The sequence below is a fragment of the Nonomuraea sp. B1E8 genome, assembly GCF_039871515.1.
Classification (GTDB): Bacteria; Actinomycetota; Actinomycetes; order Streptosporangiales; family Streptosporangiaceae; genus Nonomuraea.
In genome coordinates this window covers 107564-131938 of record NZ_JBDPLS010000012.1, presented here as the reverse complement: position 1 = coordinate 131938, position 24375 = coordinate 107564, and the positions used below count along the sequence as shown (strand labels likewise).

Genomic DNA, 24375 nt, shown 5'->3' with positions numbered 1-24375 from the left:
CGCCCCCGCCGCGACGTGCTCGCGCGGGAGGCGGGCGCATGAGCGGGGATCGGGGAGCGTGATGGGCGGCGAGCAGGCGGGCCCCGGGGTTTCCGGGCGGGAGTGGCGCGTGCGCGGCCGCCCGCGCGGCCGCCCCCCGCGCATCACCCGGCCCGCCATCGCCGACGCCGCCCTCGCGGTCGGCTTCGGCAACCTCACCCTGGCCACCGTCGCCGACCGGCTCCAGGTCGCCCACTCGGCGCTCTACCGCCACGTCGCCGACCGCGAGGAGCTGGTCATGGTGGCGATCGACAGGGCCGTCGCCGCCGCCCCGTGGCCGGAGCCGGCCGGCGAGTGGCGCACCGACCTGGAGGCGCAGGCCGCCGCGGTCTGGCAGGTGCTGGAACGGCATCCGGGGCTGGTCAAGGAGTTCCTCAGGCTCACCCGCTTCCCCGAGGAGGTGATGCTCCGCTTCGGCGCGGCGGTGCGCAGCCTGATCGGCTACGGCTTCACGGCCGAGAACGCCTTCCTCGCCGTCGACACCGTCTTCGACCTGACGATCGACGTGTTCAGCAGGGGCAAGCAGCTCGACGCGCCGGCCGGCGAGAGCGCCGTCCGCGACAGCACGGCCGACGCCTGGGCCGCGGCGGTGGGCGCGGAGCTCGCTCCGATCATGCGGCAGGCGCTCACGGACCCGGCCGCGACATGGTTCGACCGCAAGCTGAAACTGGTGCTCGACGGCGTCGCCGCGAGCCTCGCGCCCTGACCCGAGAGGGTGGTGTCCTGACCCGCGAGCCTCGCGCCGCCGTGAGCCGCGAGGGTGCCGTCAACGGGCCCGTGTGGACGGCGCGCGCCTGCTCAGGGTGAGGCGGGAAGCAGGGACTGCAGCTCGGTGACCGCGTGGTCGCGGTGGACGTCGAGGGTGGCGACGGCCTCGTCGGCGGAGCGGCGGCGGAGCGCGTCGAGGGTGGCCCGGTGCTCCTTGACGACCCGCTCGCGGTTGCCCCCGTCGCCGTAGTACATCGACCGGTAGGCGTCCGTCGTGTCCCACAAGGTCCTGATCAGCCGGGCCAGCCGGGGCATGCCCGCGCAGTCGAACAGCGTCATGTGGAACAGCCGGTTGGCCGTGGCCATGGCGAGCACGTCGCCCGCCGCGGCGGCCCGCTCGACGTCGCGCTGCGCGGCCTCCAACCGGTCGAGGTCGGCGTCGGTGAGAAGGGGCACGGCACGGCGCACGGCCTCCTCCTCCAGCAGCTCGCGGATGCGGTAGACCTCGCGCAGGTCGTCGAGCGAGAGCATCGCGACGCAGTAGCCCTTGTGCGCCTGGTGGGTGACCAGCCCTTCGCCCTCGAGCGTCTTGAGCGCCTCGCGCAGCGGCACCCGGCTGACCTGGAGCTCCTCCGCCAGCGCGTCCTGCCGGATGGGGGCTCCGGGGCGCAGGCGGCCGGTCGTGATGGCGCGGCGCAACTCGGCCAGCACGAACTGCTGGGCCGTCGGTGGCCTGCGCCCTGCCCCGTCCGAACTCACGGCCCCAATATCTCACGAACCCAGGCGTCGTCCTGCCCGAGCTCAGGCGGCGGACGGCGGTAGGAGGGCGGGGTGGCGCTGAGGCGTACGGGGGCGGTGACCTGCCCGACCCCGTCGAGCCGTACGGACGGCTCCAGGCCGAGCTCCTCGGCGAGCGCGAACGCGGCGGCCAGGTCGTTGATCGGGCCGCACGGCACCCCGGCGGCGGTGAGCCGCCCGAACCACTCGTCCGCCGGGCGTTCCCGCAGGGCGTCGTCGAGCGCGGCGACGAGCCCGTCGCGGCCGGCGACCCTGCCCGCGTTGGTGGCGTACCGGGGGTCCGTGGCGAGGTCGGGCCGGTCGAGCACCGCGCAGAGGGCCTGGAACTGCCGGTCGTTCCCGGCCGCGATCACCAGCGGGCGGTCGGCCGCGTGGAACACCTCGTACGGGACGATGCTGGGATGCCGGTTGCCCATGGCCTTCGGCACCACGCCGGCGGCGGCGTAGGCGGAGGAGTGGTTGGTCAGCGCCGACAGGAGGGAGGAGAGCAACGACACCTCGACCCGCTGCCCCGCCCCGGGGCCCCGCTCGCCACCGCCGTGCTCGCGGACGTCCGGCTCCGGCGTGGCGCCCTCGGGGTGCGTCCCGCCCGCACCCTGCCGGCCGGTTCCGGTGAGGTGGCCGCCTTCGCCGGTGTGGTCGCGGTGGCGGAGCGCGGCGAGGATGCCGAGGGCGGCGTGCAGGCCGGTGATGACGTCCACGAGGGCCACGCCCGCCTTGGTGCCGGGCCCGTCCGGTTCGCCCGTGACGCTCATCAGGCCGCCCACGGCCTGCACGATCAGGTCGTAGCCCGGCAGTCCCGCCCCGGCGCCCGACCCGAACCCGGTGATCGAGCAGTACACCAGCCCCGGATTGAGCGCGCGCAGCGCGTCATAGCCGAGCCCGAGCCGGTCCATCGTGCCCGGCCGGAAGTTCTCCACCAGCACGTCGGCCCGGGTGGCCAGCGCCCGCGCGACCTCCAGGTCCGCCGTGTCGCCGAGGTCGAGGGCGATCGAGCGTTTGTTGCGGTTGACGCCGAGGAAGTAGGTCGCCTGCCCGCCGGGCGCGTACGGCGGCCCCCAGGCGCGGGTGTCGTCCCCCGTGCCCGGCCGCTCCACCTTGACGACCTCGGCGCCCAGGTCGGCCAGCAGCATCGTGGCGTAGGGCCCGGCCAGCACCCGGCTGAAGTCGGCCACCAGCAGCCCGGACAGCGCCCCGTCGCTCACGCCGGCGCCCCGAGGTAGACGGTCACCGTCCGGGTGAAGAAGTCCCTGGCCGCCCGGCCCTGCTCCTTGGGCCCGAATCCGCTCTGCTTGTGCCCGCCGAACGGCACGTACGGGAACGTCCCCGCGGACTCGGAGTTGATGTGCAGCACGCCGACCTCCACCCGGTCGACGGCCGACAGCGCCACCCCCAGGTCGCGGGTGAAGATCGCGGCGGACAGCCCGTGGTCGCTGAGGTTCGCCAGGCCCAGCGCCTCCTCCGCGCCGGACGCCCGCACGGCTCCGACGACGGGCCCGAACAGTTCGGTACGCCAGAAGTCCACGCCTGTGCCCGGCAGGTCGAGCACGGTCGGCGGCACGAACCATCCTTCGCCGGGGTGCGGTTCCTCGCCGGCCAGCGCCCTGGCGCCCTCGCCGACGGCCCGCGTCACCCCGGCGCTCACCCGGTCGCGGGCGGCCGCGCTGACGAGGGGGCCCATGTCGACGCCCGCCTCCAGGGGGTCGCCGACGACCAGCCGCGCCGCGCGTTCCGCCACCCGTTCGAGCAGGTCGTCGGCCACGCCGGAGTCGACGATGAGCCGCGAGGTGGCCGTGCACTTCTGCCCGGTGGACCGGAACGCGCCCAGGCACACCTGCTCGGCGGCGTGGTCGAGGTCGGCGTCGGCGAGCACGATGGAGGCGTTCTTGCCGCCCATCTCCGTCTGCACGGGTTTGCCCAGTTCGCCGCAGCGGGCGATGACCGCCCGGCCGACCGCCGTGGAACCGGTGAACGACACGGCGTCCACGCCGGGGTGGTCGACGATGGCGGAGCCCGCGGCGGCCTCGCCGTAGACGAGGTTGAGCACGCCGTCGGGCAGGCCGGCCTCGGTCAGCGCCCGCGCCAGCCGGTAGGCCAGCAGCGGCACCAGCGAGGACGGCTTCCACACGACGGTGTTGCCGTGGCTGAGCGCGGGGCCGATCTTCCAGGCGGGGATGATGATGGGGAAGTTGAAGGGCGTGATCAGGCCGGCGACGCCGACCGGCCTGCGGACGACGAGCACGTTCTCGCCGGGGCGCGGGGAGGCGTAGACCTCGCCGTTCTCGCGGTCGGCCTCGGCGGCGTGGTAGCGCAGGATGCGGGCCGCGCCGCGCACCTCGGCGACCGCCTCGGGCAGTGTCTTGCCCTCCTCGCGGGCCAGCTCGGCGCCCCACGCCTCGGCCTCGGCGTCCACGAGGCCGGCGGCGGCGGTGAGCACTTCCGCGCGGGCGTGGTGGGGGGTGGCCGCCCAGCCGGGCGCGGCCTTCCTGGCGGCGGCCACGGCCCGCTGCACTTCGGGGCCGGAGGCGAAGCGCCCGCGTGCCACCACTTCGCCCGGTCGTGCGGGGTTGGTGTCGGCGAACTCCTCGCCGTCCCCCTCGACCCACCGGCCGTCGATGAGATTGAGAACGTCCATGGTCACCGCACCCTAACCGTGGCATATTGGATTTTCAATATTGGATCCAAAATATGGAGGAGTCATGATCTCACCCACCGCGCTGTTCGCCCTCGACACGCTGCTGACCGAGGAGGAACGCGAGATCAGGAGCACGGTCAGGCGCGTATGCGACCGGGAGATCCGGCCGCACGTCGCCGGCTGGTTCGAGGACGGCGAGCTGCCCGCACGCGACCTCGCTCGCACGCTCGGCTCGGTCGGCGTGCTCGGCATGCACCTCGACGGCTACGGCTGCGCGGGCATGGGCGCGGTCTCGTACGGGCTGGCCTGCCTGGAACTGGAGGCGGCCGACTCCGGGCTGCGCAGCCTGGTGTCGGTGCAGGGGTCGCTGGCCATGTACGCCATCTGGAAGTACGGCAGCGAGAACCAGAAGCAGGAGTGGCTGCCCGCGATGGCGGCCGGCGAGCGCATCGGCTGCTTCGGCCTGACCGAGCCCGACTTCGGCTCCGATCCCGGGGGCATGCGCACCACGGCCAAACGCGAGGGCGGCGACTGGGTGCTGAACGGCACCAAAATGTGGATCACCAACGGCTCGGTGTCGGACGTCGCGGTGGTGTGGGCCCGCACGGACGAGGGCGTCAGGGGGTTCCTGGTCCCCACGGGCACGCCGGGCTTCACCGTGAACGACGTCAAGCACAAGATCTCGCTGCGCGCCAGCGTGACCAGCGAGCTGGTGCTCGACGGGGTGCGACTGCCCGGCGAGGCGATGTTGCCGGGCGCCAGGGGCCTGTCCGGGCCGCTGGGCTGCCTCAACGAGGCGCGGTTCGGGATCGTGTTCGGGTCGATGGGGGCGGCGCTCGACTGCCTGGAGACCGCGATCGCGTACGCGGGCGACCGCCAGGTGTTCGCCAGGCCGCTCGCCTCCTACCAGCTCACCCAGGAGAAGCTCGCCGACATGGCGCTGGAGCTGGGCAAGGGCCTGCTGCTCGCGGTGCACCTCGGGCGGCTGAAGGAGGCCGGCACGATCACCCCCGAGCAGGTGAGCGCCGGCAAGCTGAACAACGTGCGCGAGGCCCTGGAGATCGCCAGGAAGTGCCGCACGCTGCTCGGCGCGAGCGGCGTCACCCTGGAATACCCGGTGATCAGGCACTCCGTGAACCTGGAGTCCGTGCTGACCTACGAGGGGACGTCGGAGATCCACACGCTGGTGCTGGGCAAGGCGCTCACCGGGATCGGCGCGTTCAGCTGACGGGCCGCCGATCAGAACGCCTGCCAGGTCCCCTCGGCGACCCGGCAGGGCCCGCCCTGGTGCACCAGAAGCCGCCCGGCCCGCACGTCGAGCCCGATCGTGGCCAGCGTCTCCCACCGCTGGTCGATCGGCTGCGACAGGTCGGGGTGGGCGCACACGGGAGCCCCGTCGGGGCCGTGGCTGAGCAGGGCGAGCGCACGTTTCGTCAGGTCGTCACCGCTGAGCTCGCCGGCGTGGTCGCGCAGGTGCCGCAGGCGGGCGTACGTGCCAGGCCGCTCGGTGGCGTGCCGCTCCCCCGCGGCCAGCGCGGGGTCGAGGAAGTGGTTGCAGTGCATCAGGACGCCGCCGGGATCGGGCGGGATGACGGCCACGCCGGCCGGGGAGATCTCGATCGCGCCCGCGCCGCCCGCGGTCACGGCGGTGATGACGGTGGAGGCCGAGACCGTGGCCGAGCGGGCGATGCCGGCGGCCTCCTCGACGGTGGCCGCCTCGTCCAGGATGCGGCGGGCGATCAGGTGCACGGGCACGCCGACCTCGGCGGTGTCGGCGTCGTGGCGCAGGATGTTGAAGTGCACGCCCAGGCCCGCCGTGTTCACCCCGATCTTGGCCAGCGCCCCCGACTCGGTGAACGTGCGCACGACGTGCCCGGGGCTGGGCTCCAGCTCCCACAACATGGGGGCCTCGCGCAGGTGGTCGTGCCAGTCCCAGGTCTGCACCGTACGCGGCGGCAGGCCGGGGCCCGGCAGCACGACGGACGTCGAGCACTCCCCCTCGCCGCTCGCGTGGAGGGCGGCCAGGATCTCGGTCCTGGCGTTGACCACGGCGACCTGCCACGGCTCCAGCCCGGCCCCGGACGCGATCCCGGCGATCTCGTCGGCCAGCCGGGGCGCCCATGCGGCGCCGCGGTCGAGCGCCTGCTCGCCCCACGCGCGGACCTGCGCGGGGGTGGCGCCGGCGACCCTGAACAGGTCGCTGTAGCCGGCGAGATTGGCGGCGATGGCCGCGCGGCGGTGGGCGCCGAGCTCCTCGCCGCGGGCTCGGGGTTCACCCTGGCTGGACGTGAAAGCAGGAAATGTCATGACTCGACCCTCAACCCTGCCCTTCCGTCCTGTCCATCAGCCCTGTCCATCAGCCCTGTCCATCAGCCCTGTCCATCAGCGCCGTCCATCAGCGCCGTCCATCAGCGCCGGGCGCGGGTGCGCGGCTCAGCCGAAGTTGACGTCGCTGCAGATGTAGTACGTCTGGTCCATGTGCGAGGCCTTCCAGATCGTGTAGACCACGTGACGGCCGGTGCGCGAACCCTTGCTGATGCCGTTGCTCATGTACGTCTCGCCGGGCGCGTAACGCGGGGCCTCCCTGACGAGCACCAGGTGGGTGGTTCCAGCCCAGCGGCGTGGTGGTGGCGTTGTAGCCCTGGCGGGTGATGTAGACCCTGAGTGGGGGTTTAGGGATGACTCGAAACCTGTGGATTCCATGTCGTCAAACGCCGATGGGTCGTCGAACGCAGCTTGGGCTGGCTCATGCTGTATCGCGAGCCGCGCCCGAAGCCTCTGTCAGGCAGCCCGTGGCAAATGCATGATGCACGGAGTTAGGGATGGTCCGGTGTTTCGCCGGGCCATCCCTAACCCGTGCACCTCGATTATCGCTGGATCAATGGCAACGTCACCCGGCTCGGATGATCCGGTCCGGTGAGGATGGCGTTATGGGCGACCACGGCGTCGTTGATGGCTTCCCGGCTGATAAAACCACCGGTGTTCGTGTTCCGGTCGAATCGTGGGAAGTTGCTGCTGGAGATATCGATGCGGATCCGGTGGCCGGCCAGGAACACCATGGAGGTCACCGACATGTCCACCTCGATCTCATACACCTGGCCGGGGTTGATCAGGGTGGGCGTTTCGAGCCCGTCGCGATAGCGCATGCGAAGGATGCCGTCGCATACGTGGCGGGCGCTGCCGTCGGGGTGGACGTCGACCAGTTTGGCTGTGAAGTCGGTGTCAGGAGCGCTGGACTGCACGAACAGTGTGGCCCGTACGTGGCCTGTCACCTCGGTGTTCTGCGTCAGCAACTCCGTGGTGAACGACAGCACGTCGGCTCGTTCCTCGATGTCTCGCTGGTCTACTGGTCCATCCGTGCGATAAGACCCGCCGTAGTTGCCCCCGCGGCTCGGGACAGGGTTCTTCGGGTCATAGTCATATTCGGCAGAGTTCTGGCTCGCCGCGGGGGACCTGCGAAGCGAGCCGTCACGCCCGCAAGCGGCGCCGTCCAGGTAGAGGTCGGTGTAAGTGGTGTCCGGTAGCGGCCAGTCCTGCTCCTCACGCCACTCGTTGACACCCATGACGAAAATCTTGACGGGAGCCGCCGTCCGAGGGACCGCGTCACCGAAAGGCAGACACTGTGCGTAATGGCGAAGGTGCTCTCCGGTGAGATCGGCTCCCTTCGCACTCGCCGCCATCCCGAAATCGGCATCGGGGAAATTGTTCTCCAGCGGCCAGTGGGTCCAGGGACCGATGATGATCCGTGTCCCTCGGCGTGCTTGCGGACTCGCCGCGGTCGCGCGGTAACGCGCGAAATCGCGAATCTGCCCGTTGATAAAGTAATCGAACCAGCCGGCGATCATCAGGATCGGCTGCGTCATGTCGGAGAAGGCCTGCGACCTGTCGAGGGCCTTCCAGTAGTCATTGTTTTCCGGGTTGTCGAGGATCTTTTGCAGCCGCTCATCGCCGGCGACCAGCGATTGCCGATGGAGCGGAACATTGTCATAGGTGTGCGGACCGCTCATTAGCTGGGCGCCGAGGTCGGCCACGAGCGCGGGGTCGCCGCCGCCCAAGGCCATCGAACGGATTTCCTCCTGCATCCGCATGCCGAAGTGCCACGTGAGGGCGATCTGATGGAACATCGCCCCCCCGGGGTGATACCAGAAGCCTGTGTACCAGTCGGCGGCCGACATCGCGACGGCGAGTGCTTTGACGGCCGGGTGCCGGGAAGCCGCGATCGCCCATTGCGTCTGTCCGGCGTATGACGGCCCATAGGTTGCGACCCTGCCATCGCTCCACGGCTGACGCACGAGCCAGTCGACGGTGTCGTAGCCATCGTCGAGTTCTTCCTCGATGCTGTGGAAGTCCCCATCGGAGCCGTAGGTTCCCCGGCACTCCATCCACGCGACGTTGTATCCCGCCTTGAGGAGGTACAGATACTCCGGCACGTTGATCATGTTCATGTTGTCGGCGCCGTAAGGCGTCCGCACGAGAAGCGCCGGTCGCGGCTCGTCCTGGCTGCGGTACAGCAGCCCCTCGACCTTGACACCGTCGCGGAGGGGGACGGTGACACGTTCGAAGATAAAGGCCATGTCGGTTTGTTCCTTTGCTTGAAGGTGCTGAGCCGTGGTCAGGGTGGTCAGGTCCCGGTCTGCGCCGCCCGGATGGGCAGGCGATGTTCGCGCGGATGGTCGGGGTACGCCACTCGTGACGGAGCACCAGCAGCTCGAATCCGTGTTTTCGAGCGGGACAGGCACCCACGTCGATGCAGTGTTCATGGGTCTCACCTCCTCGGGCGTTGTCACTGTCGGCTGCCGGCTACCACTGGCCTGGCTGGTAGGAGCCCGGGGCCGGCTGCGCGGTGATGATGTTCACGCGGTTGAAGGCGTTCATCACGGCGGTGAGCGCCACCAGGGCGGCGAGCTGGTCCGCGTCGTAGTGCTTGGCCGCCGCGGCTGCCAAGTCAGCGGTGAAGGCGGCAGCCTCGATGCCCTCTCCTGCGAGTTGCTCGACGGGTGCGTCCAGCCGGTCTTTACGGCGGGCCACCAGGGCCAGACGGAAGCCTTCGCGCCCGAAGCGCCGGGCCACGGAGACGCCGAGCCCCGGTACCAGCACCGAGAACGCCGATTACTTTGGACATGAGATCACTCGTTGCTCAAGGGAATGGACTTGAACCCAAGGGTCAGGGGGCGGTCCTGTCGGTGGGGTCGGGGTGCTGCGTCATCATGGCCTGCCCGGATGTCCAGCCGCCGTCCACCGTGATCTCCGCGCCGGTCACGTACGAGGCCGCGTCCGAGGTGAGGAAGGACACGGCCTCGCCGATCTCCTCCGGGACGCCGATCCGGCCCAGCGCGGCCAGGGGGAAGTTGCCTTCTCCCAACTGCGCATTACGCTCCATGGTCAGCGGGGTGTAGATCACGCCCGGGTTCACGGCGTTGACTCGAATCCGGTGGCGGCCGAGCTCCGCTGCGGCGATCTTGGTCAGGCCGCGGACGCCCCACTTGGACACCCCGTACCCCGAGGCCCCAGGAAGCCCAATCAGTCCCGAAATGGAAGCGATGTTGACGATCGAGCCGCCGCCGGCCGCCCGCATCGCTTCGATGACCGCCTTCAGCCCGAGGAACACCCCGGTCAGGTTGACCTTCAGCACCCGTTCGAACTGCTCCAGCGTCTCGCTCTCGAGAGGTGCCCCCGCGGCGATCCCGGCGTTGTTGACCAGGCCGTCCACCCGGCCGTAGCGCTCGACGGTCGCCTCCACCACGCTCTTCCAGTCATCCTCGCTGGTCACGTCGTGACGGAGGAACAGGCACCGGATCTCGGAGGCGGTCTTCGCACCCTGTTCGTCGAGCAGGTCGGTGACCACCACCTTGGCTCCGTCCCGAGCCATGCGGGCGGCCACGGCCGCACCGATCCCGCGGGCGCCACCCGTCACGATCACTACCTTGTCCTGCAGACCAGACATGCTCGTCCCTTCCTATTGTTCGTCGACTCGATGAGCTGACTAGGCGGAAAACGCTGCGGTCAGGCGTTCCAGACGCCGTTGGCTGCGGTTTCGCGGGCGTAGTCGGAGAAATCGGGTGTCGTTAACCAACGTGACACCAGCTTCCAATAGGTCCTGAGCTGCGGAATCAGCTTCCCGCTTCCAGCCGGCTCGTACCGTTCACTGTTCGACGGCAGGGCGGCTCGTTGGCCGTCGAGCGGGTCGCGTCGGTGATCTTGCGGTATCCGCAGCCAACCACCAGCACCTGGATGAGCTTGTCGAACACGACCCGGTCGGCGACCGGTCGCCGCATCGTCTTGATGCGCTTGAGGGTGAACTCCTGGATGAGCATGCGCCGGTAGAAGCTGTGCTGTGGCGGGTCCATTCGGATGAACGGCGGGCGCTGCAGGACCTGCGCCTGCCCCGGGAGGAGCGTGGGGAAGCCGGAGCGGGTGCCGTCGGTGCTGAAAACGCGCGGCTGCTCAGCACGGTCCGGACATCCTCATACCGGATCACCAGCCAGGCGGTGTCGCCGGTGGGCAGCCGCACTTCAAAGACGGGTTCCTCGGCGCGCAGCCGGGCGTACTCCGGCGGTGGGGCGAACGTGCACTGCCGCGGGAGCGGGAAGCTCCGGCTTTCAGGAGTCGTGGTCTGGGACATCAGCCGCCCCTCAATAACCGGAGGATAATCCTTCGCTTGCTGCTGGCGCTAAGCTAGCACAACCGACGGGAGTCCCTCCACATCAAGGAGATGGGTACCGGTTGACCGAGAACACGACCCGACTGCGGGCCGACGCCCGTCGCAACCGCGAGCAGATCATCATCGCGGCCCGCGAGGTCTTCCTCGAGCAGGGCATCCACGCGCCGCTGGAGGAGATCGCCCGCCGCGCCAGCGTCGGCATCGCCACCCTCTACCGCCGCTTCCCCGACCGCCACACGCTCGTCCAGCAGGTCGCCCTGGAAAACCTGACCCTGGTCGGTGAGGAGCTGGACCGCGCCACCGCCGCGCACTCCGACGCCTGGGGTGCGCTGGCGCAGCTCATACGCCGCCTGGTGGAGTTGCGGCTCAGCGTCATCATGCCGGTGCTGCTCCCCGTCCTGGTGGAGGACGCGCGCGGTGGAGGCGGAACGCTGAAGGCGCGACGCGACCAGCTCTTCGAGCAGATGGAGCAGCTCACCCGCGCCGCTCAGCAGGAGGGGCGGCTTCGCCAAGGCATCAACCCCATCGACATCTGGCTCGGCGTCATCAAGCTGTCCCGCCCGCTGCCCGTCCTCGGAGCCGAGCTGAACGAGTTGAGCACCGGCCGGCAGTTGGAGCTGTTCCTCGGCGGCCTCCACGCCACGGCGTTGGATGCGTTCAAGCCGCTGCGCCAGCAGCCGCTGACCCTCGACAAGCTGGACCGCTACCTCAAGATGGCGGATTGACGCGCTCCCCGGCGTGAACTGAACGCCGAGGATTCAGCCTGTGCCGCGTAATATCACGCGACACTTCTGCGGCTTCCTGTTTCATCGACCGGTTCCAGCAGCCAGTCCGGGGAAGTACGAGCGTTCGCGCATGTTCCACCGATCGACCGCCGGCACCGGCCCGGCGACCGAGAGCCAAGCGGTCTAGCCTCCAACTTTGCCGGGGCGGTCCAGCCCCAGCGCAGCCAGCAGCCGTAGTTGCGGGACGCTGGGTCGATGACCGAGCCGTGCGCGGAGGCCGTACTGGTCATGGGGCCGTACAGGGCCATGGCGCAGATCGTCACCACGGACAGCAGCAGCGCGAGGGCGCGCCGCGCACCTGACGACGCCGTTCCCGGTCGGTTTCGATCCCGCCGAGCTCGTTCGCGGGCGGCGCTGAGCGCTCGCCCGCCTTGACCTGGTCCTCGGCCCTGCCGGCCCCCTCCTGCCAGGAGGACCGAGGCCAGGCGTTATCCCCGATCGGGTGGTGTGCGGGCGGCCAGCGACGTGTAGACGGTCACCTCGTCGGGCTGGAGCAGACCGTCCTGGATGGCGCAGATGAGCAGCTTCTCCTTGGTGGGCGCGGGCCGCCCGGCCGCCGCGTACTTGACCCTGGCCCGGTCGATGTACTGCCGCACCGTCCGTTCCTTGATCCCCATCCGCGCCGCCACCGAGGCCTTCGACATCGACTGGAACCAGAACAGCAGCGCCGCCCGCTCCTTGTCGGACAGCTGCGGCCGGTGCGGCCCCTCGTCCGTGGCGATGGCCTGGGCCATCGGCGGTGTCATGCTCGGCCGGTCGGCGGCCACCTCCAGGATCGTCTCCAGACACGAGTCACGGGTCGCCCGCCCCTTGCCGATGAAGGCCGAGGCGCCCGCGTCGAGCACCGCGCGCACCGTCTCGGGCTCCTCGTGCTCGGAGAAGACGATGACCCGCTGCCCGCCCGCGCACAACTCCGCGACCCGGTCGATGACCATGGTGCCGTTGAGGTTGAGGTCGAGCAGCAGCACGTCGGCCGGCGTGCCGCGGACCGACTCGATGGTGGGCCCCTGCGCCACCAGCTCCACCTGGCTGTGCGGCCCGAACCACGAGCGCACGCCGTCAACCACGACCTGGTGGTCCTCCACCAGCGCGACCGTCACGGGCCCTGCGGGCGCTGCCAGATGCTGTTGACCCATACCTCGCCTCCCTGCCGCTGATAGGTGACGACGACCCCGCTGGGCTCTCGCACCGGAGCGGGGTTGACCGGCAGGTCGTCGTTGTCCGCGACGACCGCCACGCTCACCATGGCCGACATCGCGGACACGGTCACCCTCGCCCTCGTCCTGGCCCCGTCCAGGGCCGCGACGGGTGCCCTGAGGAGGTCCTCGCGCACGCCGTCGGGCAGCGCGGGCAGGCGCTCGCCGAACGGCGGCGCCGTCACCAGGACCTGCCGCCGCTCCGCCGCGTCGATGTGCTCGCGCAGCGCCGACACCAGCTCGTCCGGCACCTCCTCGCGCTCCGCGACGAGCCGCCGCAGCCGCATGGCGCCCGCCGTGCAGTCGTCGCGCACCCGGGGATCGCCGGGGTCGGCACCGTCGGCGAGCTGCTTGAGCATCGACTCCGCGACCTCGCGGATGGCTTCGTAGCGGCGGAGCCGGTCGGCGTGGATGCGCTGGGCGGACTCGCGCCACGCGTCGTCGGCGGCCAGCCGGCGGGCCAGCAGCGCGGCGTCCTCCGCGCGTACGCGCAGGGTGTGGCAGCCCGCCATGTAGCCGAGCTGGAGCGTGACGCTGCCGACGATGACCATCAGGTATTTGGCGAGGGAGACGCGGTCGAGCGTGCCCGTGGCGATCATCGCCACCAGCATGATGCCGGCGTTGGCCGACAGGAACACGATGGCCTCGGCCCGCCAGCGCGGCCGGTTCCACAACACCATGACGCCGAGCCAGCCCACCGACCCCCATCCCCAGTCGATGGGGCCGATCAGGTCCTGCGACCGGCAGGCCACGATCACCGCGACGTCCAGGACGAGCACGGCGACGGCCAGCTCGCGGGCCCTGGCCGGGCCGGTGAACGTGCGTAACAGCGACAGGGCGGCGACGACGCCGATCGCGGTGTAGGCGATCCAGGCGGCGGCCGCGAGCAGGGGCCAGCGGAAGGACTCCCAGCCGGTGATGGTGACGGTGAGGTCGTAGCCCGTGTGCCAGACCGTGGCGATCACGACGGCGCCGATCGCGGTGTAGCGCGTGTAGCGGTGCGCCACCTCCTCGATGTCGCCGGTCATGGCCGCCACCACAGGCTCACCCGGGTGCCGCCGGTCCCCGAGCTGATGTCGGCGCCGGCGTTCGGCAGGGAGCGCATCGTGCCGAGGATCGAGCCGCGCACGCCGAACCGGTCGGGCGGCACCCGTTCGACGTCGAAGCCGGCGCCCGCGTCGGCGACCTCCACCCTGATCTCGCCGTCGCGGGTGCTGGAGACCAGCTCGGCCTCGCGTACGCCGGCGTGCCGGGCGATGTTCGCCAGCGCCTCGTTGACGGCGCGGGCGAACCGCTCGCCCACGTCTCCCGGCACCGTCTCCGGCGTCAGGCTCCTGCGTACCTCCAGGCCCGTGGCCCGGCCGGCCACCTCGTCGAGCAGGGCGTCGAGGGCGATGGCCGCGGCGCCCGCGTGCGGCCTGTCGCGCAGCCGTTCCAGCGCCGCCAGATCGGTCACGGCCTGGCGGCGCAGCGTGTCGGACGGCCGGTCGTAGGTGCCCAGGCCGACCATGGTCAGCGTGTGCAGCGACGTCTCGTGGACGCTGCCGACCTGGCGCAGCTCGTCCTCGCGGCGCAGCCGCTCGACCATGAGCGTGACCTCGGCGCGCGCGCTGCGGCGCAGGAAGGCGTCGGCCGAGGCGGCGGAGCGGCGCAGCAGCGTCATCAGCAGCGCGATGGCCAGGATCTGCACGAGGTGGATCGCCAGGGTGCTCACGACGTCCTGATGCGGCACCGCGAACCGGGCCCCCACCAGGTACGACGCCGCCACGGCCAGCCCGGCGGGCACGGCGATCGCAGGCCGCCAGGCGACGCCGGCGACGATCACGCTCATGGTGACCAGCCCGGAGATCCAGCTCGCGTTCGCGGCGAGCGCGTCCACCGCCACGAGGTGGCGCTGCGCGAGGCAGAGCATGACGGTGACGGCCACATCACCGGCCGCCAGCCAGATCGGCAGCGGCTCCCTGCGCCAGGCCACCCGCAGGAAAAGAACGGTCCAGAGCAGGTGGACCGCCAGGGCGGGCGCCAGCCACCACACCGAGACGGGCGGCACGGCGCCGAGGACCGCCGCGACGACCGCCACCAGGCCGATCACGGCCCGGGAACCGGCCCCGATGCGCGCGGCGGCCTGCTCCAGTTGCCTGGCCGCCGAGTCGTACCTCGTGGAACCGCGGTGAGACATGCGCCGCCCGCTCGCAGTGAGAGCACAAGACGGATCTCAGATTAACGCACGCCTCAGGGGTGGGCGGGAAGATCGCGCCAGCCGTGGCGGCGGATGGGGAGATGGGTCGCATGGTCGTTTCCTCGGGCCGGCACTGCTGCGGTCGATCACCGTCCTCCCCCGACCCTGATCCGCCGCTCCCCCTGCGGCATGACGGCTGTTCGGCCGTCATCCCCACGACGGCCGAACAGCCGTCAATCGTGTCTCCTTGTACACGCGTGTACTCATGCGCGGCCGCTGGGAACGCGAAAGAGAGGGAACCTGATGTTCTTCGTGGTGATCCCCATCCTGGTGGGCTGCCTGTCCGTCATGACGGTCCGCGGCCGCAGGGAAGGCCGGCCGGCCGGCCCGCCAGTGGCGCGGCCGAGGCTGGTGGCGGCGGGCGGCACGTACGACGGCTCGCGCGGCCGGCCTTCGGACGCGTACGTCATCCAGGAACGGCTCATCGCGGCGGCGCACGGCGCGGGCAGCGCGGAACACACCCACACCGCCGCGGCCCTCGCCCTGGCGTCGGTGGTGGCCGCCCGGCCGCAGCGCGCGGGGACACGGGAGAAGGACCTCGGCGAGTGCGCCCGGGCGGCCCACCGCGCAGCACGCGCCGCGGCCCTGCCCCACGCCACCGGCCCCGCCGCATCGGGCTCCACCCCGGCCGGCTCCGCCGGAACAGGGCCGGTCAGCTCGCTGGATCTGGCCGTCCTCGACCAGGATCAGCAACCGCGCCTGCGCTACGCCCACGTCGGCGACGGCGCCATCTGGCACTGTGCGAAGGGTGAGGAGCCGCGGCCGCTCACGACGGCCCACGGTTTCGACGGCGGCCTGACGACGCGCGGGTCCGGCCTGCCGGCGGCGCTCACCCCGGAGACCGGGACGCTGCCCCTGCGCTCAGGCGACCGCGTGGCCATCGTCACGGAGGGCGTGGCCCGCGCCCTCGGCGCCGCCCGGCTGAAGGCGCTGCTCGCGAGCGGCTCGTCACCTGCCGCCTGCCTGGACCGTCTGTACGATGAGATGTCCGCCCTGGAGCCGGAGGGCGACGCCACGGTGATCATCGCTGACGTGGTCACCGCGTGAACGTACCCGCTGAACTGCACCATCCCTTCTGCATATGACCTCTTGACGGCCGCTACCGGCGCAGATCTGTGGTTCCGCAACGCCGGTGGAGTCGGTCAGGCCGCCGGGATCCGGCATCGCTCGCGCGACTCTCCGGGGCCCGATCGTCCTGCCCTGCCTGCGATCACCCAACACGAGGTCCCGTTTCCTCGGTGTTGGCAAGGCGCCCGACCGCGACGCCGGGATGCGGCGGCGCGCGGTGGAACCGTCCGCGTCGCGCCGTGTCGTTCCACAGCCGTTTAGGGTTCAACTGTGAAACGGTTCGGGGACAGGACGGCGAAGTGAGCACGGCAGTCGGCGTCGGGCGGGCCACGACGGATGATCCGCCGCCGACCCGGAAGAGACGTCGCAGGCGGTGGCTGTCCTGGACGGTCGTCACGCTGCTGGCCGCCTGGGCCGTCATCCGCGCCGGCGGCCTGGAGCAGGGCTCTTTCCTCACCCAGCTCATGACGGTGACGCCCATCGGGGCGGGGCTCGCGGCGCTGACCGCCCTGCTGTCGCTGCTGCGGCGCAACCGCCCGGCCGCGCTCGCCGCCGCCGTGGTGTGCGCGGTGATGGTCTCCGTCGTGGCGCCGCGCGCGGTCGCCGCCGAGCAGCCTCCGGCGCAGGGCGCGCCGCTGCGGGTGCTGGCGATCAACCTGTTCACCCGGGCCGACGCCGAGACCGTGGTCGATCTGGTGCGCGAGCACGACGTCGACGTGTTCAGCGCCCTGGAGCTCAGCTACGCCGAGGTGGAGCGGCTGGACGCGGCCGGGCTCGCGCGGCTCCTGCCGCACCGCGTGCTGCAGCCCTCCTCCGGCGCCACCGGCAGCGGCATCTTCTCCAAACATCCGGTGAGGGAGCTGGCGGGCCTGTTCACCCCGGTCGGGCACAACATGCCGGCCGCGACCGTGACGCTGCCGGGCGGTGGCACGGTCGAGTTCGTGGCGGTGCATCCGAATCCGCCGCTCGGCCGCTTGACGGAGGAGTGGAACGCCGCCCTGAGCGCCTTTCCCCCGGCCACCTCCTCGACGATCCGGGTGCTGGCCGGCGACTTCAACGCCAGCCTCGACCACCGGGCCATGCGCGACCTGCTCGACCGCGGCTACGTGGACGCCGCCGACCAGGTGGGCAAGGGCCTGGTGCCGACCTGGCCGAGCTTCAGGAAGTTCCCGCCCATCATCTCCATCGACCACATCCTGGCCGACCGGAGGGTGAGCGTGCGCCGGGTGGAGATCTTCGACGTGCCGGGCACCGACCACCGCGGCGTCTTCGCCGACCTGCGCCTGCCCTGAACGGACGCGGGGAGGCGGGGAGGCGCCCGCTCGCCGGCGGGCGGGCGGGCGCCGGCGGTGCCGCGGTCAGGCCACGTTCTCTTCCCGCGCCCGCTCGAGGGTTTCGAGGTCGAACGCACCCGACTTGACGGCCGCGGTGAAGGACTCCCAGTCGCGGCGGGGCACTTCCAGCACCGTGTCCGGGTGGTCGACGTGGATGACCTCCACGTGATCATTGATCCGCTTCGCCGCGACGCGGCCGGCGTCGTACGTCATCTGCAGCACTCCTTTCACTAGCCTGCGGAGATTCCGCCCCGGCCATCCGTTCGCAGGAGGTCCGGGGCGGCTGCGGGGAAGCCTTCCATCCGAGTGGTCGCGCCGGCCACCGGCGCCGGGTCGAACGTGGATGGGAAATCCCACTCGCGGGCTTCGATCTTTGGGTCCCGGTGCAAAGATGTCCTCTCCGCCCGAGCCGGCGTCCGCGGGCGGTCGCTCGTGTGCGGGCCCCCGGAACAGGCACGTTGTGCCAAGCGACCCGGGCTTTCGCTGCGCTCATCCCGGCCGGCCCTGTGGCCGCTCGCGCCGCGCCTGATCGGCATAGGCTTGCGGTATGCCGTTGGCCGAGCCATGGGACGAAGACCGCGTCAGAGACGGCGAGCCCCTGTACGAGCCGGCGGTCGAGGCGCGCGACACCAGCGCGCAGTTCGGTGCCGTGACCGTGGCGAGGAGGAGCTTCGATCCGCAGCGCCTGTGGCTGGCGGCGGAGCACCCCGTGGAGCCCGAGCTGGAGGAGACCTGGCAGCTGCTGGTGCCCCTGGCCGGGGCGCTGCAGGTCATCTGGTCCGACGGCCACGCGACGTCGGGCGCCGGCGACCTGCTGGTGCACGACATGACGCGCGTCCTGGCCGCGCGTTTCCGCGCACCGCGGCAGGGCCTGCGGTTCGAGGCGGCCATGGTCACCGTGCCCCGGTCTCTGGTCTCCCTGCCCACGCACCAGGTGGACGCGATGCTGGGCAGCAGGATGTCGGCCACCGACGGCATCGGCGCCCTGCTGGCGAGCTTCGTCACCGGCCTGGCGGAAAAGCCGGGCGCCTACCGGCCCGCCGACGGCCCGCGGCTCGGCATGGTGGTGCTCGATCTGGTCTCCGCGCTCCTCGCGCACGCCATCGAGACCAGCCCCGTCATCCCGCCCTCCAACCGTGACGCGCTCCTCCTGCGTGTCCAGGCGTTCGTCCAGGAGCACCTGCGCGACCCCGGCCTGGGCCCTCGCGCGCTGGCCCTCGAGCACCACATCTCCACCAGCTATCTGCACCGGCTCTTCCAGAAGGAGGGCAGCACGGTCGGCGGCTACATCAGGGCGCAGCGGCTCGACCGCGCCCGGCGTGATCTGGCCGATCCCGCGCTGCACGAGGTGCCGATCCACAGCATCGCGGCCAAGTGGGGTTTCTCGCACGCCGCCGACTTCAGCCGGGCCTTCCGCCGGGCCTACGGAGTGTCGCCCCGCGACTTCCGGCGCGAGGCGGTCCACACCGCACCGCGCTGACGAGGCTCCCGTCCTGGAGATCAGGCCGGTGCAGGGGCGCGTCCCCTGAGCGTGTTTCCGCCGGTCAGGCGACTGTGGGGAGCCTTTTTAAGTGAGAAGTTAGCGGAGGAGCGTACGTTTGCGAACCCAATCACGACACGACCTGACACAGAGGACATGTCATGCAGGTGACCCCGAAGCAGACGGACAACCACGCGACCGTCCGGAGTGTTCGCATCACGTAGGGCTGGATCGTCCGACCTATGGACGTTTCTAGCTTCGTTGAAGCATTGCTCCAGTGATGACTGCGCTGCCTACAGTCCAACCCGTGGGGGCTCACGTAATCAGCACCGAGGCGTGGAGCGAGCTGCGTTTCAGCTCCACGCCACAGATCTCGATCTCCATCGCGCCGAACCTGACCGTCCTCGCCATGATCGCCGACGCGCTCGCGGGCCGCCGTCGCGGCCTGCCCGAGCTCTGGCGGAGGGCGATCAGCGCGCGCGTCCGCCCGTACGGGCACGAGGCCGTACGCCCGCTGGCCGCGCCGGGCCGCACGGTCGCGCCCGACAGTCTCGTGGCCAGATCCCCGATCGACGGGGACGTCACCGTGCAGAGCCAGATCAGCGCGCTCCAGGACATCGCGCCGGACGCCCTGCTCAAGGACATGGAGCAGGCGTTCGGGCCGGGGGCGCCGCCCGCGCACTGGCGTGCGGCCGCCGAACATCCGCGCCGCTGGCTGCGCGGCTACGCCAGCGCCGTGACCGACGTCTGGAACACCACGGAACCCCTGTGGAAGCGGGCCCGCCCGCTGCTGGACAGGGAGATCGAGCGGGTGGGCGTGGCGGCCGTACGTGGCCGCCCCGAGCTGCTGTTCGGCTCGCTCAGCGACCGCATCGTCTGCACCGAGCGCGGCCTGCTCATCTCCGACCCGGAACCCATCGCGCACGATCTGGGCGACCGCAGGATCGTCCTGGTGCCGACGCTGGCCGGCAAGGACTCCGTGATCGTCAGCCTGGACGACCCCGAGGCGGTGTGGATCGCCTATCCGGTCCGCGGCGCCGACTCGCTGTGGCGCAAGCCGGTCAGGCCTGCGGTGGACGAACTGTCCGCGCTCGTCGGTCCGATCCGGGCCGACCTGCTCTGCGCGCTCGACCAGCCCATGACCATGTCCATGCTGGCGACGGACATGAAGATCGCCCCGAGCGGCCTGACCTACCACTGCGACCGGCTGCGTGCCGGGCGGTTGATCACGCGGGAACGTCGCGGGCGTGAGATGTGGATCGCCCGCACCCGCCGGGCGGAGGAGCTGCTGGAGCTCTTCCGGCGCTGAGGAGGGGAAGGAGGGCGAGCGTGGTGCTCAAGTTCCACCGCGGCGCGCTGGAGGCGTGCGCGGCCGCGGCCAGGTCGGCGTCGGGCGCCTTCGCGGGCATGACGGGCCAGGCGCCGGACGCGGCGGCCTTCGGGAACGTGTCAGGGTCGGCGGCCATGGCGACGGCGGCGGGCGACCTGCTGCGGGTCGCCGAGCTGGCGGCCAGGACCCTGGGCGGACGCCTGGAGGCGGTCGAGCGCACCCTCGACGGCGTCGAGCGCACGGTCGTCGCCGCCGACGGCGCCGCGGTCCAGCGGTGAGCGCGCTCGACGACGTCAGGGCCGCGCCGGGCGGCGGCGAGCTGGCCGACCTGGCGGCCCGGGTGGCCGGCGCGCCTGAGGCGATCACCGCGGCGGCGCAGGCCTGGCGCACCGCCGCGGGAACCGGCGGGCGGCACACCGGCGCGCTGCGCACCGCCGTGTCCGACGTGGACCAGGCCTGGCAGGGGTCGGGCGCCGGCGCGTTCGCCGGTTACATGGGCAGGCTGGCGGGCTGCGGGGACCGGTTCCAGCAGGCGTTGCAGGACTGCGCGGGCCACCTCGACGCGGCCGCGAGCACGCTGAGCTCCGCCGAGACGCAGGCGCTGGAGATCTGCCAGGGGTACGCCTCCGCCGCCCAGGAGGTGCGCGGCCGTACGCCCAGGCCCACCGAGGAGCAGGTGGCGCAGAGCATGCGGCCCGCGCTCGGCGAGGCCCGCTCGGCGCTGCAGAAGCTGGTCGCCGACACCGGCAAGGCGCTCGCCGACACCGCCGGAAGGCTCCAGAGCGCGCTCGGCACGATTCCGGACGTCGCCAAGGAGCTCCCGGAGCCGGACGCCCAGCCCTTCGCACCCGCGCCGGGCAGGAGGCTCGACTGGTCGCCGGCGGAGGCGGAGTCACGCACGGCCGCGCTGGCCGCGTCGACGCCGTCAGGCGCGTCGGGCGGCGGTTCTGGAGGCTTCGGCGGGTACGGCCCCAGCGGCCCGCCGCCGCCCGGAGGCGGGCCGGCCCCTCAGGACCAGGTCGCCGGCTGGATCAACCAGGCGATCGCCATTCTCAGGGCGCACGGCTACCCCCTGGAGAAGATGAACGCGAACGACATCTGGATGATCATCAAGCATGAGTCGGGCGGCAACCCGCACGCCATCAACAACTGGGATTCCAACGCGGCGAAGGGCACGCCGTCCAAGGGCCTGATGCAGACCATCGACCCGACGTTCGACGCCCACAAGCTGCCGGGACACGGCAACATCTACGACCCGGTCGACAACATCATCGCGGGCGTGCGCTACGCCATCGACCGCTACGACTCGGTCTCGAACGTGCCCGGCGTGGTCGGCATGAAGAGCGGCGGCGGCTACCGCGGTTACTGATCCTGCTCGATCGCGGGCTTGGCCGCCCGCGCGGGATCGAGCACGGGGCCCTCGGGGATGAGCTGGAGCACGTTCGCCGGCACGGGGGTGGCCTGGCTCGCGTCGTAGCCGAGCTTGCCCAGCACGTCGGCGCCCGGCACGGCGTAGCGGCGGCCGTCGGCGGTGACCAGGTAGTAGGCCTGGACCGCCTTGAGCTGGCCGTCGCCGGGCAGGACGCCGGCCAGCACGGCCTTGCCGGGCGGCAGGCGTACGAGGTCGGTGGCGTCGCCGTGCGGCTCGGGCAGCGTGGCGCCGGTGGTGAGGCGGGCGCGGGTGGATCCGGTGCCCGTGTCGGCGTAGACGACGCAGAGCGGGCTGGCCGGGTCGTAGGCGGTCATGCGCGGCATGACGGGAGGCAGGCCGTCGGCGGGGATCGCGGTCCGCGAGCGGCGCGCGGCGTTGGCGGTGGCCGCGTCGACGGCGATCTCCTTCACCGCGCCGCCGCCGTAGGCCTGCCTGCTGTCGGGGTCGCTGAGCAGGAGCGTGGCCTGGCCCTGGGTGACGGGGGCGAGGCCGTCGGACAACATGACGTACCAGCGGGCCTCGCCGCCGGCCACGCCGTCCGCGCGGAACACCTGGCCCACGGCGGCGGCCTTGCCCCCGGGTCCGGTGACCGGCCTGCCGCGGCCGCTGATGGCGGGCGCGGCCAGGTCGGGCCCCTCCGGCAGGGCGTTGAGCCAGGCGACCGGCACCGGTGCGGGTGTGGTGGAGGTGAGCCCGCGGGCGATGCCGCCCGCCACGCGCATGCGGGTGCCGCGCCAGATGGCCCACTGCCGGCCGCCCACGTCGACGAGGAGCGCGTCACCCTCCGCGACCGGCGTGCCGCCGACCTTACGGCCGGCGACCAGCGTCACGTACGGTTTGCGCCCGGTCGGCTCGGCGCGTTCCCGCACGCAGACCGCCCAGGGGCCCTTGGCCAGGTTGGCGGGGCCGGGCAGGGAGTCGGGGGCGCCGGGGATGCCGATGGGCGCGCCGCGCTCGTACCCGGCCAGGGCCTCCCGCGCCACGACCCGCTCCTTGATCTGCTGCGAGGCGAGCACGAGGCGGGCGGAGGCGTAGTTGGCGACGGGGATGAGCCTGCGCTGGTCGTGGCTGTAGACGTATCGGGCGCCCGTCTCGCGCTCGATGACGAGCGTGCCCGGCTCCTCGATCGACTTCGTGCCGCCGGGGCGCAGCAGGCCGAAGACGGCGAAGCCGACGCACAGCAGGACCGCCACCATGATCCCGGCCAGGAACCCGATGTTCTGCCGGCGCAGCGGCCACTCGGGCTGGTTGGGCTGGGCGCGCAGCAGGGCGAGGCCGATGCGCTGGATGGTGAGGCGGTACGCCTGGTAAAGGTCGCGCTGGCTGTGCACTAACGCCCCTTGCTTCCCACTAGTCCTTACTAAACCCAATTTATCGGGATAAAAGATGCGAAGCCGCACGGTATCGCAGGAGCGAACAATGCCGGACCATTTCGTGACGCCCGCGCCCCACCCGCCGACGGCGTCACAGGATAATGATCGTGAATCAGCACACCGTCTTCATCACTCCCGACGCGATCGGCGAAGTCCGGCGCGACCTCAGGGAGGATCTGCTGCCGCTCCTCGCGGAGATCCGCCGGATCCTCGAGGAGAACAGGGCGCTGGACTTCCCCGGCTGGGGAGCGCTGGGCGAGTGGACGGTCGGCGCCCTCTACCGGTCGCTCATCGACACGTTCGTCCGCGACGCGGACGCCGCGCTCGGCGTGATGAGGACGTGGGAGGGCGAGCACCTGCGCTTCGCCGAGCACAACTGGCGGGCCGCCGAGGAGCTCGCCGTCCGGCGGGTGAGCCGGCCGTGACCCGCAGAGTCGCCGGCCTGGCCAGGGACGGCTCCCCGCTGCGCCCCTCGCGCAGGACCCCGCCCGACCCCGAGACCGTGCGGGCCGTCCTGCGCAGGTCCGCCCGGCTGGAGCCGTCCGTCCTCATCGGCCTGCTCGCCACCGCCCCGGCCGTGGCGAACGTGCCGGCCATCTGGACGGCCGCCGCCAACCTCCAGGCGGGCGTGGGCGGCCGGCTCGACAAGGGCGCCAACAACGCGCTCACCGGCGTGATCAACGCCTCGGGGCAGGAGTGGATCGCCGAGGACCAGAAGGCGTTCGCCGACGCGGCCGCCGTGCTGCGGACGCACCTCGACGCCTTCCGCACCAACGTGCAGTGGGTGGCCGGGCACGTCGACAACATCGGCGACGGTTTCCTCGTCTACTGGGGAGCGGCGCTCAAGATCGCGCAGGAGACGTACCTGCGGCTGGCGGCGCTGCAGGTGCTCGCCCTGGCCCCGCAGACGCGGGTGGCGGCCAGGATCGCGATGCGCAGGACGGGCGCCCAGGCGAGCGCGGCGCTGGCCGCGTCGACCGGGCAGCTCCAGCGCTTCCTCGGCTCGCTCGGGCTCAAGGACGTACTGAGCGGCGTCGCGGCGGGGATCGGCGGCTCGGCCGCCGTGCAACTCGCGTTCATGCGGCCGGACGGCGGCGCGGCGATCGACTTCACCGAGGCGGCGATCGACACGGCGCGGGCGGGCACGTTCACCCGGCCCGAGCAGGGCGAAGCGCTGCCGGAGGCCACACGGTCCTTCGACTGGCGGGTCAGGACGCCCGACGGCGACATGAGCCTGGACGACGCGGTCAGGAACGGGGAGTAGCGCGCCTGTCCCGCTCATCACCGATCTGGTCGC

At 71.7% G+C, this 24375-nt stretch carries 25 protein-coding genes; 11 read left to right on the top strand and 14 right to left on the bottom strand.

The window, feature by feature from the left end; all coding sequences use genetic code 11:
- Positions 1–61: 61 nt before the first annotated feature.
- Complete coding sequence (locus ABGA98_RS33635; RefSeq protein ID WP_347622449.1) at positions 62–745, top strand: TetR/AcrR family transcriptional regulator C-terminal domain-containing protein; 684 nt, start codon at positions 62–64, stop codon at positions 743–745.
- A 92-nt stretch (positions 746–837) separates the two neighbouring features.
- Here the strand turns inward: ABGA98_RS33635 and ABGA98_RS33630 are convergent, their stop codons facing one another.
- From ABGA98_RS33630 to ABGA98_RS33620, 3 genes are read right to left on the bottom strand one after another with little or no spacing between them, the layout of a single operon-like run.
- Positions 838–1506 carry a GntR family transcriptional regulator gene (locus tag ABGA98_RS33630; protein WP_347622448.1) on the bottom strand — a complete coding sequence of 223 codons (669 nt, stop codon included), beginning with the start codon at positions 1504–1506 and terminating at the stop codon, positions 838–840.
- Positions 1503–2750, bottom strand: coding sequence for a CoA transferase (locus ABGA98_RS33625; protein ID WP_347622447.1), 1248 nt, complete (start codon positions 2748–2750; stop codon positions 1503–1505). Before ABGA98_RS33625 ends, ABGA98_RS33630 begins: the two co-directional genes overlap by 4 nt.
- Positions 2747–4180: an aldehyde dehydrogenase family protein gene (locus ABGA98_RS33620; protein ID WP_347622446.1), complete on the bottom strand. Its 1434-nt coding sequence runs from the start codon at positions 4178–4180 to the stop codon at positions 2747–2749. Before ABGA98_RS33620 ends, ABGA98_RS33625 begins: the two co-directional genes overlap by 4 nt.
- Before the next feature lie 64 nt (positions 4181–4244).
- Here ABGA98_RS33620 and ABGA98_RS33615 point away from each other — a divergent pair, with 64 nt between their 5' ends.
- On the top strand, positions 4245–5408 hold the full coding sequence (locus tag ABGA98_RS33615; protein ID WP_347622445.1) for an acyl-CoA dehydrogenase family protein: 1164 nt from the start codon (positions 4245–4247) through the stop codon (positions 5406–5408).
- A gap of 11 nt (positions 5409–5419) precedes the next feature.
- Here the strand turns inward: ABGA98_RS33615 and ABGA98_RS33610 are convergent, their stop codons facing one another.
- The 6 genes from ABGA98_RS33610 to ABGA98_RS33585 form a co-directional block, all read right to left on the bottom strand.
- Complete coding sequence (locus tag ABGA98_RS33610) at positions 5420–6487, bottom strand: C45 family peptidase (RefSeq protein ID WP_347622444.1); 1068 nt, start codon at positions 6485–6487, stop codon at positions 5420–5422.
- Between the two features lie 126 nt (positions 6488–6613).
- Positions 6614–6775, bottom strand: coding sequence for a lytic polysaccharide monooxygenase (locus ABGA98_RS33605; RefSeq protein WP_347622443.1), 162 nt, complete (start codon positions 6773–6775; stop codon positions 6614–6616).
- A gap of 272 nt (positions 6776–7047) precedes the next feature.
- Positions 7048–8754, bottom strand: coding sequence for a CocE/NonD family hydrolase (locus tag ABGA98_RS33600; protein ID WP_347622442.1), 1707 nt, complete (start codon positions 8752–8754; stop codon positions 7048–7050).
- A gap of 226 nt (positions 8755–8980) precedes the next feature.
- Positions 8981–9277, bottom strand: a complete 297-nt coding sequence (locus ABGA98_RS33595) for an SDR family NAD(P)-dependent oxidoreductase (RefSeq protein WP_347622441.1) — start codon at positions 9275–9277, stop codon at positions 8981–8983.
- A 67-nt stretch (positions 9278–9344) separates the two neighbouring features.
- Positions 9345–10124, bottom strand: coding sequence for a glucose 1-dehydrogenase (locus tag ABGA98_RS33590; RefSeq protein WP_347622440.1), 780 nt, complete (start codon positions 10122–10124; stop codon positions 9345–9347).
- A 166-nt stretch (positions 10125–10290) separates the two neighbouring features.
- Positions 10291–10527, bottom strand: a complete 237-nt coding sequence (locus tag ABGA98_RS33585) for a hypothetical protein (RefSeq protein ID WP_347622439.1) — start codon at positions 10525–10527, stop codon at positions 10291–10293.
- Positions 10528–10903: 376 nt separating this feature from the next.
- On the opposite strand from ABGA98_RS33585, the gene ABGA98_RS33580 reads away from it, so the two are divergent.
- Positions 10904–11566 carry a helix-turn-helix domain-containing protein gene (locus tag ABGA98_RS33580; RefSeq protein ID WP_347622438.1) on the top strand — a complete coding sequence of 221 codons (663 nt, stop codon included), beginning with the start codon at positions 10904–10906 and terminating at the stop codon, positions 11564–11566.
- Positions 11567–12054: 488 nt separating this feature from the next.
- On the opposite strand, the gene ABGA98_RS33575 is transcribed toward ABGA98_RS33580, so the two are convergent.
- From ABGA98_RS33575 to ABGA98_RS33565, 3 genes are read right to left on the bottom strand one after another with little or no spacing between them, the layout of a single operon-like run.
- Positions 12055–12762 (bottom strand): response regulator, encoded by a 708-nt coding sequence (locus tag ABGA98_RS33575; protein ID WP_347622437.1) that lies wholly within the window; start codon positions 12760–12762, stop codon positions 12055–12057.
- A complete protein-coding gene (locus tag ABGA98_RS33570) occupies positions 12723–13850 on the bottom strand; it encodes a hypothetical protein (RefSeq protein WP_347622436.1) in 1128 nt (375 codons plus the stop codon). Before ABGA98_RS33570 ends, ABGA98_RS33575 begins: the two co-directional genes overlap by 40 nt.
- Positions 13847–15001, bottom strand: coding sequence for an ATP-binding protein (locus ABGA98_RS33565; RefSeq protein ID WP_347622435.1), 1155 nt, complete (start codon positions 14999–15001; stop codon positions 13847–13849). The genes ABGA98_RS33570 and ABGA98_RS33565 overlap by 4 nt, the downstream gene beginning before the upstream one ends.
- A gap of 303 nt (positions 15002–15304) precedes the next feature.
- Between ABGA98_RS33565 and ABGA98_RS33560 the strand changes: the two genes are divergently transcribed.
- Positions 15305–16108, top strand: a complete 804-nt coding sequence (locus ABGA98_RS33560) for a protein phosphatase 2C domain-containing protein (RefSeq protein ID WP_347622434.1) — start codon at positions 15305–15307, stop codon at positions 16106–16108.
- Positions 16109–16428: 320 nt separating this feature from the next.
- Positions 16429–17421, top strand: a complete 993-nt coding sequence (locus ABGA98_RS33555; protein ID WP_347622433.1) for an endonuclease/exonuclease/phosphatase family protein — start codon at positions 16429–16431, stop codon at positions 17419–17421.
- Between the two features lie 66 nt (positions 17422–17487).
- Here ABGA98_RS33555 and ABGA98_RS33550 read toward each other — a convergent pair whose 3' ends face one another.
- Positions 17488–17676 (bottom strand): hypothetical protein, encoded by a 189-nt coding sequence (locus ABGA98_RS33550; protein WP_132503917.1) that lies wholly within the window; start codon positions 17674–17676, stop codon positions 17488–17490.
- A 334-nt stretch (positions 17677–18010) separates the two neighbouring features.
- Between ABGA98_RS33550 and ABGA98_RS33545 the strand changes: the two genes are divergently transcribed.
- From ABGA98_RS33545 to ABGA98_RS33530, 4 genes are all read left to right on the top strand, one after another.
- Positions 18011–18943 (top strand): helix-turn-helix domain-containing protein, encoded by a 933-nt coding sequence (locus tag ABGA98_RS33545; RefSeq protein ID WP_347622432.1) that lies wholly within the window; start codon positions 18011–18013, stop codon positions 18941–18943.
- A 307-nt stretch (positions 18944–19250) separates the two neighbouring features.
- Positions 19251–20252, top strand: a complete 1002-nt coding sequence (locus ABGA98_RS33540; RefSeq protein WP_347622431.1) for a winged helix-turn-helix domain-containing protein — start codon at positions 19251–19253, stop codon at positions 20250–20252.
- 20 nt (positions 20253–20272) lie between these two features.
- Complete coding sequence (locus tag ABGA98_RS33535; protein WP_347622430.1) at positions 20273–20551, top strand: hypothetical protein; 279 nt, start codon at positions 20273–20275, stop codon at positions 20549–20551.
- Complete coding sequence (locus tag ABGA98_RS33530) at positions 20548–21642, top strand: transglycosylase SLT domain-containing protein (protein WP_347622429.1); 1095 nt, start codon at positions 20548–20550, stop codon at positions 21640–21642. The genes ABGA98_RS33535 and ABGA98_RS33530 overlap by 4 nt, the downstream gene beginning before the upstream one ends.
- On the opposite strand, the gene eccB is transcribed toward ABGA98_RS33530, so the two are convergent.
- On the bottom strand, positions 21636–23036 hold the full coding sequence (gene eccB / locus ABGA98_RS33525) for a type VII secretion protein EccB (RefSeq protein WP_347622428.1): 1401 nt from the start codon (positions 23034–23036) through the stop codon (positions 21636–21638). The genes ABGA98_RS33530 and eccB overlap by 7 nt on opposite strands.
- Positions 23037–23185: 149 nt before the next feature.
- Between eccB and ABGA98_RS33520 the strand changes: the two genes are divergently transcribed.
- Positions 23186–23503, top strand: coding sequence for a hypothetical protein (locus ABGA98_RS33520; protein ID WP_347622427.1), 318 nt, complete (start codon positions 23186–23188; stop codon positions 23501–23503).
- The gene (locus tag ABGA98_RS33515) at positions 23500–24342 is read left to right on the top strand and encodes a hypothetical protein (protein ID WP_347622426.1); all 843 of its coding nucleotides are present in this window, start codon (positions 23500–23502) and stop codon (positions 24340–24342) included. The genes ABGA98_RS33520 and ABGA98_RS33515 overlap by 4 nt, the downstream gene beginning before the upstream one ends.
- Positions 24343–24375: the final 33 nt, after the last annotated feature.

Excerpts from the sequence above, each read along its gene's own strand:
- ABGA98_RS33545 (WP_347622432.1), top strand. The coding sequence starts at position 18,011 with ATGCCGTTGGCCGAGCCATGGGACGAAGACCGCGTCAGAGACGGCGAG.
- ABGA98_RS33610 (WP_347622444.1), bottom strand. The coding sequence starts at position 6,487 with ATGACATTTCCTGCTTTCACGTCCAGCCAGGGTGAACCCCGAGCCCGC.
- ABGA98_RS33590 (WP_347622440.1), bottom strand. The coding sequence starts at position 10,124 with ATGTCTGGTCTGCAGGACAAGGTAGTGATCGTGACGGGTGGCGCCCGC.
- ABGA98_RS33600 (WP_347622442.1), bottom strand. The coding sequence starts at position 8,754 with ATGGCCTTTATCTTCGAACGTGTCACCGTCCCCCTCCGCGACGGTGTC.
- ABGA98_RS33620 (WP_347622446.1), bottom strand. The coding sequence starts at position 4,180 with ATGGACGTTCTCAATCTCATCGACGGCCGGTGGGTCGAGGGGGACGGC.
- ABGA98_RS33615 (WP_347622445.1), top strand. The coding sequence starts at position 4,245 with ATGATCTCACCCACCGCGCTGTTCGCCCTCGACACGCTGCTGACCGAG.
- ABGA98_RS33585 (WP_347622439.1), bottom strand. The coding sequence starts at position 10,527 with ATGGACCCGCCACAGCACAGCTTCTACCGGCGCATGCTCATCCAGGAG.
- ABGA98_RS33550 (WP_132503917.1), bottom strand. The coding sequence starts at position 17,676 with ATGACGTACGACGCCGGCCGCGTCGCGGCGAAGCGGATCAATGATCAC.
- ABGA98_RS33570 (WP_347622436.1), bottom strand. The coding sequence starts at position 13,850 with ATGACCGGCGACATCGAGGAGGTGGCGCACCGCTACACGCGCTACACC.
- ABGA98_RS33575 (WP_347622437.1), bottom strand. The coding sequence starts at position 12,762 with ATGGGTCAACAGCATCTGGCAGCGCCCGCAGGGCCCGTGACGGTCGCG.
- ABGA98_RS33565 (WP_347622435.1), bottom strand. The coding sequence starts at position 15,001 with ATGTCTCACCGCGGTTCCACGAGGTACGACTCGGCGGCCAGGCAACTG.
- ABGA98_RS33560 (WP_347622434.1), top strand. The coding sequence starts at position 15,305 with ATGTTCTTCGTGGTGATCCCCATCCTGGTGGGCTGCCTGTCCGTCATG.
- ABGA98_RS33635 (WP_347622449.1), top strand. The coding sequence starts at position 62 with ATGGGCGGCGAGCAGGCGGGCCCCGGGGTTTCCGGGCGGGAGTGGCGC.